Source organism: Actomonas spartinae (assembly GCF_051209155.1).
Classification (GTDB): domain Bacteria; phylum Verrucomicrobiota; class Verrucomicrobiia; order Opitutales; family Opitutaceae; genus Actomonas.
In genome coordinates this window covers 354,170-367,197 of sequence record NZ_JBPJGB010000001.1, presented here as the reverse complement: position 1 = coordinate 367,197, position 13,028 = coordinate 354,170, and the positions used below count along the sequence as shown (strand labels likewise).

Annotated in this window: 9 protein-coding genes and 1 pseudogene; 7 read left to right on the top strand and 3 right to left on the bottom strand. The window is 65.0% G+C overall.

The window, feature by feature from the left end; translation table 11 throughout:
- Positions 1–82 precede the first annotated feature (82 nt).
- Positions 83–982 (top strand): DMT family transporter, encoded by a 900-nt coding sequence (locus AC0MRV_RS01510; RefSeq protein ID WP_472762653.1) that lies wholly within the window; start codon positions 83–85, stop codon positions 980–982.
- Here AC0MRV_RS01510 and AC0MRV_RS01505 read toward each other — a convergent pair.
- A pseudogene (locus tag AC0MRV_RS01505) lies at positions 966–2,492 on the bottom strand (methyl-accepting chemotaxis protein); the annotation flags it as partial. The gene AC0MRV_RS01510 and the pseudogene AC0MRV_RS01505 sit on opposite strands and share 17 nt — an antisense overlap.
- Before the next feature lie 174 nt (positions 2,493–2,666).
- Here AC0MRV_RS01505 and AC0MRV_RS01500 point away from each other — a divergent pair.
- Positions 2,667–4,565 (top strand): ABC-F family ATP-binding cassette domain-containing protein, encoded by a 1,899-nt coding sequence (locus AC0MRV_RS01500; RefSeq protein ID WP_472762652.1) that lies wholly within the window; start codon positions 2,667–2,669, stop codon positions 4,563–4,565.
- Positions 4,566–4,628: 63 nt separating this feature from the next.
- Here the strand turns inward: AC0MRV_RS01500 and nth are convergent, their stop codons facing one another.
- The gene (gene nth / locus AC0MRV_RS01495; RefSeq protein ID WP_472762651.1) at positions 4,629–5,312 is read right to left on the bottom strand and encodes an endonuclease III; all 684 of its coding nucleotides are present in this window, start codon (positions 5,310–5,312) and stop codon (positions 4,629–4,631) included.
- Positions 5,313–5,712: 400 nt separating this feature from the next.
- Between nth and AC0MRV_RS01490 the strand changes: the two genes are divergently transcribed.
- From AC0MRV_RS01490 to AC0MRV_RS01475, 4 genes are all read left to right on the top strand, one after another.
- Positions 5,713–6,387, top strand: coding sequence for a PEP-CTERM sorting domain-containing protein (locus AC0MRV_RS01490; protein WP_472762650.1), 675 nt, complete (start codon positions 5,713–5,715; stop codon positions 6,385–6,387).
- 62 nt (positions 6,388–6,449) lie between these two features.
- Positions 6,450–9,368, top strand: coding sequence for an aminomethyl-transferring glycine dehydrogenase (gene gcvP / locus AC0MRV_RS01485; RefSeq protein ID WP_472762649.1), 2,919 nt, complete (start codon positions 6,450–6,452; stop codon positions 9,366–9,368).
- A 45-nt stretch (positions 9,369–9,413) separates the two neighbouring features.
- Positions 9,414–10,019: a transposase gene (locus tag AC0MRV_RS01480; protein WP_472762648.1), complete on the top strand. Its 606-nt coding sequence runs from the start codon at positions 9,414–9,416 to the stop codon at positions 10,017–10,019.
- 80 nt (positions 10,020–10,099) lie between these two features.
- On the top strand, positions 10,100–10,888 hold the full coding sequence (locus AC0MRV_RS01475) for a fumarylacetoacetate hydrolase family protein (protein WP_472762647.1): 789 nt from the start codon (positions 10,100–10,102) through the stop codon (positions 10,886–10,888).
- 257 nt (positions 10,889–11,145) lie between these two features.
- On the opposite strand, the gene AC0MRV_RS01470 is transcribed toward AC0MRV_RS01475, so the two are convergent.
- Positions 11,146–11,790 carry an HAD family hydrolase gene (locus AC0MRV_RS01470; protein ID WP_472762646.1) on the bottom strand — a complete coding sequence of 215 codons (645 nt, stop codon included), beginning with the start codon at positions 11,788–11,790 and terminating at the stop codon, positions 11,146–11,148.
- A 105-nt stretch (positions 11,791–11,895) separates the two neighbouring features.
- Between AC0MRV_RS01470 and AC0MRV_RS01465 the strand changes: the two genes are divergently transcribed.
- Positions 11,896–13,026, top strand: a complete 1,131-nt coding sequence (locus AC0MRV_RS01465) for an ABC transporter permease (protein WP_472762645.1) — start codon at positions 11,896–11,898, stop codon at positions 13,024–13,026.
- Positions 13,027–13,028: the final 2 nt, after the last annotated feature.

Sequence of the window (13,028 nt, the reverse complement as noted above, 5' to 3'; positions counted from 1 at the left end):
CTGAATCCCTCCGGAGGCCTCGACCTGCCTGCTTGCCGGCTTGCCCGCAGTTGCCGTTCACCCCACGCCTGTTGCCACCGCGATGTTCGCCTCCCTGCTCACCACTGTCTTCTTTTCGCTTTCGGCCATCTTCGCCACGCGATCGATCAAGGCGGTGGGCTCAACGACGGCCAACCTGGGGCGGCTCGGCCTCGCCCTGGTTTTCCTCGGCCTCTACGCCCACACGGTCGGCGTCGGGCTGGGCGGTGCCGGGCTCAACTGGTTCCTGCTCAGCGGCGTGATCGGCATGGGGTTGGGCGACCTTGCGCTCTTCGCCGCCCTGCCCCGTCTCGGGTCGCGGCTCACCGTGCTCATGTGCCAATGCCTCGCCGTGCCCATCGCCATGCAGGCCGAATGGATGTGGATGAGCACCCGGCTCACCGGACCGCAAATCCTGTGGGCCTTCATCATCCTGGTCGGCGTCGCGGTGGCCCTCATGCCCTCACGTCGCGACCCGCCCAAGGTGCCGGTCACGCGCCTCGGCTTGTTGTTTGGTTTTCTCGCCGCGGTCGGCCAAGGGCTCGGCGCGGTGGTGAGCCGGCACGCCTACGAGGTCACGACCGCCGCCGGCATGTCGATCGACGGCATCAGCGCCGCCTACCAACGCATTGCCGGCGGCCTGCTCATCACCGGCGCCTACTTCGTGCTGCGTTGGCTGGCGCAACGGCGCTCGGTCCCCGCCGCCCCGACCACCCAGCGCAGGGGCCGCGGGTGGTGGTTCGTTTTGGCCAATGCCCTGTGCGGCCCGACCCTCGGCGTGAGTTGTTACCAATGGGCGCTGGCGACGACGCCCTCCGGCATCGTGTTGCCGATCGTGGCCACGACGCCGCTGGTCATCATCCCGCTCACCGCCTGGCTGGAAGGCGACCGACCCACGCGCCGCTCGGTCCTGGGCGGCGTCATCGCCGTGGCGGGCGTGGTCGCGCTCACCCTCGTGCGCTGACCAACCTGCGCGAGCGGGCCACCGGGCCTGAGCGCAGCCGCCGTCCGTTCGCGCTCGCGGGGGGCGAACTCGAGCGGCTTGGCGGGAAGGCGTTGCCGGCGTCGACCCCCACAATGTCGGCCAACCGTTCGGCCACCTGCTGCAGGGTGTGGGATTGGGCGCTCAATTCTTCCGCCGCCGCCGCCGTCTCTTCGGAGCTGGACGCGTTGGATTGCGTGACGTGATCCATGTCGTTGACCGCGCCATGAATGCTATCGAGTCCGCCGCGCTGTTGTTCCGCCGCGGCGGCCATGCTCATGACGCGATCGTCCACCTCGCGCACCTCCTGCAGGATATGCTGGAGGGCGCTGGCCACGCGGTTGGAAATCTCCTCACCTTGGGCGGCGCGTGCGACCGCTTCGGCAATCTTGTCGTTGGACTCGCGCGCGGCCACGGCCGAACGCTGGGCGAGCGCTCGCACCTCCTCGGCGACGACGGCAAACCCGGCCCCGGCTTCACCGGCGCGAGCGGCCTCCACCGCGGCGTTGAGCGCGAGCAGGTTGGTCTGAAAGGCGATCTCGTCGATGCTCTTGATGATATGGCCGATCTCATCCGAAGAGGCGCGGATCGAGCTCATCGCACCTTGCATGGCGTCGATCTCGGCGTGGCTGGCTTCAACGCGTTGGCGGGCCTGCGCGGCGAGTTGTTTGCCGGCGGCGGCATTGTCGGCGTTTTGACGGGTCATGCCCCGGAGCTCCTCGAGCGCGGCGCTGATCTGCTCGATCGACGAAGCCTGTTCCGACGCACCTTGGGCAAGGTCCGAACTGGCGCCGGAAACCTGGGATGAGGCCTGCACGATCTCGCGGGAACCGACGCGCAATTGCTGCACGGAGGCACCCACGGGTCGCGTGATTGAACGGATCAACCACAGGCCGCCGAACACCGCCAAAACCAAAGCCACCACGCCTCCGGTGACGGTGATGCCATTGACGATCGAATACCGGGCGGAAGCCGCGGCGTATTCCGCGCCAGCCACCTCCAATTGCAGATTCACCAAAGCCGTGACGCCCTCGCTGACCGGATCGATCGAGCTGTAGAGGGCTCCGTCAAAGGCGCTCAGGTCGCCAGGCTGCAGGGTCTTGAGCGACTCAAGGTGAGCCTGAAGTCTCGCGATATCCTGATTTGCCGCCGCAAAAAGCACTTCGCAGTTCGCGGCCAGCTCGGTCTCAGCCGGGGTCAACTGGGTGGCCAGGTAGGCCTGCCATTTCTCGTCGATGAGCGCCTGCGCCGCGACGATTTCACGCCGCGCGTCGGCCAGCGAAAGGCGACCGGCATTGGCCTTGTTGACCACGTCGATGATGTTCACCGCATAGGCATCGGCGATAGACTTGAGCTGCTCCAGCGGCACGACCCGGTCCTCATAAACGGTGCGCAAACCCTCCCGCGTGCGATGCATACCCCACGTCGCGATGAGGGTCAGACTCGCGCCCAGCAAAAGCAGAACGGCGAGCATGGCGGTGAGTTTCGAGCGCAGCGTGAAGGACATGAGCAAGGGGAATGACCGATCTAAATCGTCACAGCCCGATTCCAGCCACAGGACGAAATCGAGGCGGAATTTTACGTAGCCCCTCGCGCCGTGGCGGCGCCAATCCGTCCATGGTCGCTGTTGCAATGTCGGGTGCGGACCCTTTGCGTGCCGGGCTCCATGCTCACGATCGCCAATGCCGCCAAGTCCTACGGCACCCGGGAACTGTTTTCCGAGGTGTCGCTTTTCGTCGCGCGCAGCGATCGCTTCGGCCTTGTCGGCGCCAATGGCGCGGGCAAGTCCACCCTCTTCAACCTCATCCTGGGGCGGGAGTCGCCCGATGAGGGCACCATCGAATGGGAACGCGGCGCCGACTTCGGCTTCCTGCCACAGGAAAGCGCCCCCGTCGGCGAAGAGACCATCATCGGCATCGCCACCGGCGGCGCCAAACTCGACCTCGAGGGCGACGACGACGAGGACTACGACATCGATTGGACCCTCGAACCGCGCGCCCGCAAAATCCTCGCCGGCCTCGGGTTCAAGGACGCCGACATGGACCTGCCGGCCAAATCCTTCTCCGGCGGCTGGATCATGCGCGCCCACCTCGGTCGCCTCCTCGTCTCCGAGCCGACGCTCCTCCTGCTCGACGAGCCGACCAATCACCTCGATCTCGAAGCCCTGCTCTGGTTGCAGGATTACCTGACCCGCTACCCGGGCGGCCTGCTCGTGATCTCCCACGACCGCGCCTTCCTCAACGCGCTGTGCAACGGCATCCTCGAGCTGCGCGGCGGCACGCTCCACAAATACACGGGCAACTACGACGACTACCTTGAGCAGAAGGACGCCCGCCACGAACAGCAGGCCGCGCTCTACAAAAACCAGCAGCGCGAGATCGCCCACCAGCAGAAGTTCGTCGATCGCTTCGGCGCCAAGGCCTCCATGGCCACCCGCGCCAAAGCCAAGGAAAAACACATCGCCCGCCTCAAGGCCGAGGCCGTGGAAGCGCCCGAAGACGAGCTGCGCCGCATCAACTTCCGCTTTCCGCAACCCGCCCGCTCCGGCCTCAAGGTCGTCGAACTCGAACACGTCGAGCAGGCCTACGGCGACCACGTCGTGTATCGGGATCTCAACTTCACCTCCGAGCGCGGCGAAAAGATCGTGCTCGTCGGCCCCAACGGCGCCGGCAAATCGACCCTGCTGAAAATCCTCGGCGACGTCATCCCGATCCGCGGCGGCACGCGCGAACTCGGCGCCAACGTCACCGCCGGCTACTTCGCCCAGAACCGCGCCGACAACCTGCGCCTCGAGGCCACCGTGCTCGACAACATGATGGACCTGCGCACGGCTGAGAACGACCTCACCGAACAACAGGCCCGCGCCCTCCTCGGCGCCTTCCTCTTCCGCAAGGACGACGTATTCAAAAAGGTCAGCGTGCTCTCCGGTGGCGAAAAGTCCCGCCTCGCCCTCGCCCGCCTGCTCATCAACCCGCCCAACCTGCTGTTGATGGACGAGCCCACGACCCACCTCGACATCCCGTCGATCGACGCGCTCATCAACGCGCTCAAAGAGTTCACCGGCACGCTCATCTTCATCAGCCACGATGTGTATTTCATCCGGCAACTCGCCGAGACCGTGCTGCACGTCCACAGCGGCCGCCTCACCCGCTACGCCGGCAACTACGACTACTACCTCGACAAGTCCCAGGCCACCGGCGCCCGCGAAGCGCTCACCGCCGGCTTCACCGAAGCACGGCCGACGCAGGGCGTCGGAAATCCCAAATCCCAACCGGGCAAATCCCAATCTTCCAGCGACGACCGCGCCGCCAAAAAGGAGCGCGAAAGACGCCTGCGCGAGCTGCGCACCGAAGTCAGCCAACTGGAAAAACGCGTCGTCGAACTCGAAACCCAGCAGGCCGAACTCACCGCCGAGCTGGAAGACCCCGCCACCTACGACGACCCCGGCAAACCCCAGCACCTCAACCGCGAATTGACCGCCGTGACCGACCAGCTCACCGCCGCCAACACCGCCTGGGAAAGCGCCGCCGAACAACTCGTCGAACTGGAGTCCGCGGAAAGCTGAGCCCGAGCGAGGTGTAGCCGCGAGCGTGAGCGAGTGGTCCCGCGAGCGCGAGCGATTGGTCGCCTACTTCGTCCGCTTCGCCACCCGCTTCCGTTTCGCGGCCGGCGCCGGCCCGTTCAAGTGCGCGCAGATCTCGCAGGTGTGTCCGTCACAGCCGCGCGCCGAGCAATGTTCGCGGCCGTAAAAAATGATCTGCAGGTGCAGCTTGTTCCATGAGGTCTCCGGGAAAAGCCGCTTCAAGTCCTTCTCCACGCGCTGCACCGTGGCGCCCTGCGGCGTGAGTCGCCACCGCTGCGCCAGCCGATGAATGTGGGTGTCGACCGGAAAGGCCGGCACGCCAAAAGCCTGCGCCATGACCACCGACGCCGTCTTGTGTCCGACACCCGGCAATGATTCGAGCGCCTCAAACGAGGCCGGCACCTGACCGTCGAAGTCGGTCATCAGGATCTCCGAGAGTTTCCAAATCGCCTGCGCCTTGCGCGGCGCCAGTCCGCAGGAACGCACGTAGGAATCAATTTCCTCCACCGACATCAGCACCATGGCCATCGGCGAGTCGGCCCGCGCAAACAAATGTGGCGTGACCATATTTACCCGCTTGTCCGTGCACTGGGCCGACAGCAGCACCGCGATGAGAAGCGTGTAAGCATCGGTATGATCGAGCGGAACCGGCGTCTCCGGATACAACTCCTCCAACCGTTGGGCAACGTAAGCAGCTCGTTCTTGGCGGGTAGGTTTGCGATCGGCCATTGTCCTTCTTCTGCCCCGTCATCCGGCAAATTGTCGAGCCGCGACCACCCGCAGCCCGGCTCAATCCTATAGGGCCGGGGCACCACCACCCATCTAACCGGGAGTTTCGAAACGCGCGCGAGTTCGGCGCAGCAACATGTCTTTTAGGCGGTTAATACTAGCCAGCGGGCCAAACCAACGCCCCCCAAAGTCGAATCCCTCTCCATCAATATATCCAAACATCACCCAGTCTAAACCCTCGGGGCGCCGGCATGCGCGAAGACGCAACCAACTTCCCATGAGAGCGTTGCATTTTACCTATGCCAAATAGGCCCATTGTAACCTACGCTTTACGGAAGAAAAGCTGGTCCCACGGCGTAGGTATTGCTAGCTAAAGCAACCGTCGAAACTCCAGTCCGGCATGAAAGCTTCAATGGTTGCACTCTCGTTTGTTGTAGGAAGTGCTGTAGCACAAAGCGGCAGTGCGCAGACATTGATAACTTGGGATACTAGCGCGGCTTCTGGGTCAACGGTTTCGATAACCGCCACGGAGAGCGAAACCAACTTTAGCGGATCCGATTTAGTCAGAGGCTCCGGATTATCGGTTGTCAGTGGAACCGGCGTCTTTTCATCAAGCGGCTTCTCAGGGACCGATGCCGACGACTACGTTCAATTCGGCTTCACGGTGGATAGCGGCGTCGCCGCCAACCTTGGCAACTTTACCATCACAACCTCCACATCGAACACCGGTCCAGGGACCCTGGGGCTCTACTCATCAACCGATGACTACGCTTCAACGCTCTACACGTTCAATCAGTCGGAGACATCGTCGATTGATCACACCATCGACCTAAGCTCAATGGGAAGTCTTACGGGCATCGTATTGTTCAGAATATTTGAGATCGGTGACACCCAGGCCGACGGGGACGGAGCAACGGCTTCCGGGGGTTCATTCCGGGTTGCAGACCTTGTCATCGAAGGCTCCATCTCCGCCGTGCCCGAGCCGTCCACCTACGCCGCTCTCGCCGGCGTCGCCGCGCTCGGCCTCGCCGCCTTTCGCCGTCGCAACCGTAATGCCACCACGCTCGCTGCCTAATTCCTCACCGCAGCTCTTCTTTCAATTTGCCGGACGGTAGGCCCCGCCTACCGTCCGTTTTCATGTCCGACTCTGCGAACGACCTGGCGTCGCTCACCGCCCTTCTCCCGCCCACCGACAGCTTTGCCCGCCGCCACAACGGGCCCGATGCCGCCGAACAGGCACACATGCTGTCCACCCTGGGCCAACCGTCCCTCGACGCGCTCGTCGACGCCGCCGTGCCGGCCGATATTCGTCGCGATGGCCTCGACCTGCCGCCCGCCCTCGGTGAAACCGCCGCGCTCGCCGAGCTTCGCAGCATCGCCCGCGAGAACCAGGTCTTCCGCTCCTTCATCGGCCAGGGTTACTACGGCACCCACACGCCCGCCGTCATCCAGCGCACCATCCTCGAAAACCCGGGTTGGTATACCGCCTACACGCCCTACCAGGCCGAGATTTCCCAGGGTCGTCTCGAAGCCTTGCTGAATTTCCAAACCCTCGTCACCGACCTCACCGGCCTCGAGATCGCCAACGCCTCCATGCTCGACGAGGGCACCGCCGCCGCCGAGGCCATGATGATGGCCCACCGACTCCGCCGCGGCAAAGGCAGCACCTTCTTCGTCTCGGAAAAGTGCCACCCGCAGACGATCGACATCGTGCGCACCCGCGCCGAGCCGCTGGGGCTCAGCGTCGTGGTCGGCGACCACGCCACCTTCGCCCCCGACGCCGAAACGGTCGGCGTGCTCGTGCAATACCCGGATACCACCGGCGACATCCTCGACTTCGAATCGTTCTTCGCCGCCGCCCACGCCGTGAAGGCCTACACGGTCGTCGCCACCGATCTGCTCGCCCTCACCCTGCTGCGCCCGCCCGGCGAATTCGGCGCCGACATCGCCGTCGGTTCCGCCCAACGCTTCGGCGTGCCGATGGGCTTCGGCGGACCTCACGCCGGTTTCCTCGCCACCAAGGACGACTTCAAGCGCCAGATGCCCGGCCGCCTCGTCGGCGTCTCCAAGGACGCCCAAGGCAACCCCGCCCTGCGCCTCGCCCTCGGCACCCGCGAACAACACATCCGCCGCGACAAGGCCACGTCCAACATCTGCACCGCCCAGGTGCTGCTCGGCGTCATGGCCTCCATGTATGCCGTCTATCATGGCCCCACCGGACTGCGCACCATCGCCCGCCGCACCAAGCTGCTCACCGAGCTGCTCGCCGCCGGCCTCCGCAGTGCCGGCGCCACCGTCAATACCGCGCCCGTCTTCGATACGCTCACCATCGGCAACGTCGCCGCCGCCCGCGTGCACGCCGCCGCCACGGCCCAACGCCTCAACCTGCGCGCCATCGACACCCACACCGTCGCCGTCTCGCTCGACGAGACCACCACCCTCGAGGACCTCCACTCCATCCTCCGCTGCTTCAACGAATCGGTGACCGTGCCCGATATCGCCGCTGTAGCCGGGCTCGGTGAGCCCGGTCCGGGGTCAACGACCCCGGCTACAGTCATCGATTTCCCCGCGCCCTTCGCCCGCACCAGCGACTTCCTCGCTCACCCGGTCTTCAACCAGCACCACACCGAGCACGAGCTGCTGCGCTACATCAAACAACTCGAGGCCAAGGACCTGTCCCTGTGCCACTCGATGATCTCGCTCGGTTCGTGCACCATGAAACTCAACGCCGCCAGCGAGATGTTCCCCGTCTCCTGGCCCGAGTTCGGCCAACTGCACCCCTTCGCGCCCGCCGAGCAGACCCGCGGTTACGCCCGCCTTGTCGCCGACCTCGAAAAATGGCTCGCCGAGATCACCGGCTTCGCCGCCGTGTCACTCCAGCCCAACGCCGGTTCGCAGGGTGAATACGCCGGCCTGCTCGCCATCCGCGCCTACCACCTCGCCCGCGGTGACACCGACCGCACCGTCTGCCTCATCCCCACCAGCGCCCACGGCACCAATCCCGCCAGCGCCGTGATGGGCGGCATGTCGGTCGTGCCCGTCGCCTGCGACGACGCCGGCAACATCGACCTGACCGACCTCCGCGCCAAGATCGAGCAACACGCTGCCAAACTCGGCGCGCTCATGATCACCTACCCGTCCACCCACGGCGTATTCGAATCCACGATACGCGAGATCTGCGAGCTCGTGCACGCCGCCGGCGGCCAGGTCTACATGGATGGCGCCAACATGAACGCCCAGGTCGGTCTCACCTCGCCCGGCCACATCGGCGCCGATGTCTGCCACCTCAACCTGCACAAAACCTTCTGCATCCCGCACGGTGGCGGCGGTCCCGGCGTCGGCCCGATCGCGGTCGCCGCCCACCTCGCGCCCCACCTGCCCGGCCATGTGCAGTGGGGCTCAACCGAGGGCCGCGTCGGCGCGGTCAGCGCCGCGCCCTACGGCTCCGCCAGCATCCTCGTCATCTCCTGGATGTATATCCGCATGATGGGGGCGGAAGGCCTCACCGCCGCGACCAAGCTCGCCATCCTCAACGCCAACTACATGGCCAAGCGCCTCGAGGCCTTCTTCCCCGTGCTCTACCGCGGTAACCAGAACCTCGTCGCCCACGAGTGCATCATCGACCTGCGCGCGTGGAAGCCGCACGGCCTCGAAGTCGAGGACGCCGCGAAGCGACTGATGGATTACGGATTTCACGCGCCGACCATGAGCTGGCCCGTCGCCGGCACCTTCATGATCGAGCCGACCGAGAGCGAATCCTTGGCCGAGCTCGATCGCTTCTGCGACGCCATGATCGCCATCCACGGTGAGATGCAGGCGGTGGTGCACGGCGAGTCCGACGCCGCCAACAACCCCTTGGTCAACGCCCCGCATACCGCGCAAGTCATCGCCGGTGACACCTGGGAACGCCCCTACTCGCGCGACCTCGCGGCCTTCCCCGCCCCGTGGACGCGCGCGAGCAAGTTCTGGCCCGCGGTCGGCCGCGTCGACAACGTCTACGGCGACCGCAACCTCGTCTGCTCCTGCGTCGGCATGGAAGCCTTCGCGGAGGGGTGACGCAGGCTCGCATCCAGGCCGCCACTCGCTCACACTCGCGGCCACATGAACGACGCTCCTACCGACCGTGGCCGCGAGCGTGAGCGAGTGGTCTTTGATCCCGCCAAAAGACGCCACCTTCCACGCCTCGCGGTAAACCACTACCGAGGGGAGGCGATGGTCCACTGGACGTTCACTGTCTCTCGCCGCGCGACGGGTTGGCTTACGCCCGCGTTCCACTCCACGTGGCGCGAGATCCTGCTTCATGCCTGTGCCCGATATGAACTGCTTTGCCCGGCTTACGTCCTCATGCCGGACCACGCGCACCTTATGCTGATCGGACTGAACGAGATTCTGTCCGATCAGCGCACCGCCATCGCCTTCATCCGTAAACACACCGCCGGCGCACTCGCGCCGCACAAATGGCAACGGCAGGCCCACGATCACATCCTGCGCAAAGAGGAGCGTCTGCAGGAAGCGTTCAGCAAGACGTGTCACTACATCGCAGCGAATCCCGTGCGAAAGAACCTCTGCGCCGACCCTGCCGCATGGCCGTATCTCGGCTGCATCGCGCCCGGGTATCCGGACCTCTCTCCAACGCAGCCCGACTATTGGGATTTGTTTTGGCGAATTCACGCCCACTTGCTGAACTTCCAGATCACCACTCGCTAACACTCGCGGCTACATTTCAAACAGCTGTGGCCGCGAGCGTGAGCGAGTGGTCCCGTCTACCCCGTCCCCTTCCCTGACCCATGCGCTTCATCCGTCACCTCACTCACAACGGCCCGGCTTGGGCGACCCTCACCGCCGATGGCGCGACCCGCGCTGTGCATGGCGACCTCTTCGACGACTACCACGCCACCGAAACGCCCGTCGTCCCGACCAAGATTCTGGCCCCGGTTGCACCAACCAACATCATCGGCATCGGCCTCAACTACCGCAAACACGCCGAGGAAGGCGGCAAAGCCGTGCCGCAACGCCCGATGTGGTTCATGAAGACCACGGGCTCCCTCGCCCACCCGGGCGATCCGATCCAACTGCCCGCCTCGTCCAGCAAAGTCGATTACGAGGGTGAGCTCGCGATCGTGCTCGGCCGCGATACCCTCAACGCCACCACCGACAACGCCATTGATCACGTGCTCGGTTACACCATCGCCATCGATGTCTCGGCCCGCGACTGGCAGTTCGAACTCGGCGGCGGCCAGTTCAACCATGCCAAGAGCTTCGACACCTTCTGCCCCCTCGGCCCGATGCTCGTCACCCCGGATGAACTCACCGATCCCGACAACCTGCGCCTCACCACCCGCGTCAACGGCGAGATCCGCCAGGACTCGACCACGGCCGACATGGTGTTCGACGTGCGCACCCTCATCAGCTTCCTCAGCACCGGCCGCACCTTGCCAACTGGCACCGTCATCCTCACTGGCACACCGTCCGGCGTCGGCTACGCCCGCCAGCCACCCGTCTGGCTCGCAGACGGCGACACCATCGAGGTCGAAATCGAGGGCATCGGCACGCTGTCGAATCCGGTCCGCAGCTGAGCCACCACGGCGGGCCAACCAGATGCCAAATCGGTCCGGCCCCGCATCTTGCCGAACTATTCACAAGGCCCGAGATGGGGTCAGATTCATCCCGCAAAAGTTGCAATAGCGCTGCAACCACAGGTATCCGTCTGATTTAAAGGATCTTACAAAGCATTAGCTAACCCAATCCGTCGTCATCGGGGCCAGTAGATCACCAAACCTCACAAGTTATTCACAGGGGCAATGGCGATGCCGGCGGCTCACCCGATCGTTGCCTAACCCAACCTCCACCGCGCCGCCAACTCCGGCAGATCCGCCAGCACGATCTCCGCTCCCGCTTCGCGTAATTGGGCCGCGCTATGGGTGCCCGTGGTGACTCCGACGAAGCCCATGCCTGCGCGCGCCGCCGCCTCCACATCAAACGGCGAATCGCCCACCAGACAGCTTGCATCCGCCTCCGCGCCGAACTTCGCCAGCGTCCACCGCGAGAACCTTACCTCCGGTTTCAACCACGCCGTATCCCCGGCCCCCACCACGTCATCGAGCAGGTCATCCACCCCCAGGTGCGCGCACACTTTGCGCGCGGACGGACCGTGCTTGTTGGTGAAGACCCCGCATTGCACCCCGCGCTCGCGCAGCGCCCGCAGCAAGGCCTCCGCCCCGGGCATGAGCTCGACACCCTCCAACATCGTCGCATCCCAGAACGGCCGGTAGATCGCCAGCGCCTCCTCCACCCGCTCCGCCGGCACAAACTTCGCCATCGCCCGCGCCAAGCCACCACCGATCGCTCGCTTCACCTCCTCGTAGGTGGGAGCCGGATACCCGAGCTGCGGCAAGGTGTGGCAATAGGCCCGATGAATCGCGGGCAAGTGCTCAATCAACGTGCCGTCCAAATCGAATAATACCGTGCGAAAACGCATGCGCCCCCACCGTCGCCCGGCAAACCGCATCGCGACAATCTTTCTATTCAACGCGTATCTTTATCTTTCTCCCCGCCGCAATTTTCCCAACCCTCTCCACCGCCGATGTCCGCCCCCACCGCCGACGACCCGACGCCTTCCGCCGAGCTCTCCCCGACCGACTCCGGCCTGCTCGTGACCCTCGTTGGCGACTGGCGCATGACTCGACCGACCCCCGACTGGGATGAGTTGGTGAAACGCCAATCCCCCGCGCGCGTCGATTTCGACCTCAGCCAACTCGGCAACTGGGACAGTTCACTCGTGCTCTTCGTCACCGCCGCCACGACCTGGTGCCGCGTGCACGGCACCCATTGCAACCTCCAGAGCCTGCCTCCCGCGCTGCAAAATCTGGTCGGCCAGTTCGACGACCAAACCGTCCATCCGCTGCCACCCGGTCGCATGCCGGACTTTCTCACGCTGGTCGGCAGCGCCACGCTCGATGTCTGGGCCAAGACCAAGGAGTATTCCAACTTCGTCGGTCAATGCGTCATCAGCGGGGTTTTTCTCGCCAAGCATCCCGCCAAGTTCCGCTGGCGCGACACCGTGACCGAAATGCAACGCTGCGGCGCGATGGCCCTGCCGATCACCGGCCTCATCGCCTTCCTCGTCGGCGTCATCCTCGCCTACTCCGGGGCGCTCATCCTGCGTCCCTTCGGCGGCGACATCTGGGTGGCCGATCTCGTCGGCGTCACCATGACCCGCGAGATGGGCGCCATGATGACCGCCATCGTGATCGCCGGACGCACCGGCGCCTCCTTTGCCGCCGAAATTGGTAACATGCGCGCCAACGAAGAGGTCGACGCCCTCATCACGCTTGGCATCCGCCCGGTCGATTTTCTGGTCATCCCGCGCATCGTCGCGCTGGCCGTGATGATGCCCCTGCTGGCCGTCTACGCCAATGCGCTCGGCATCATCGGCGGCGCAGTCATCGCCTGGGGGCTGCTCGACATTCCACCGCCCGCCTACTGGGTCGAGCTCCTCACCATCGTCGACACCTCCGACTTCATGACCGGCCTGATCAAGGCCGCGACCTTCGGTCTCATCATCGGCATGTCCGGCTGTCTGCGCGGTCTGCAGGCCGATCGCTCCGCCTCCGGCGTCGGCCAGGCCACAACCTCTGCCGTGGTCACCGCCATCACCCTCATCATCGTCTTCGACGCGATCTACGCCGTCGTGTTCAACATCCTCGGTTGGTGAAA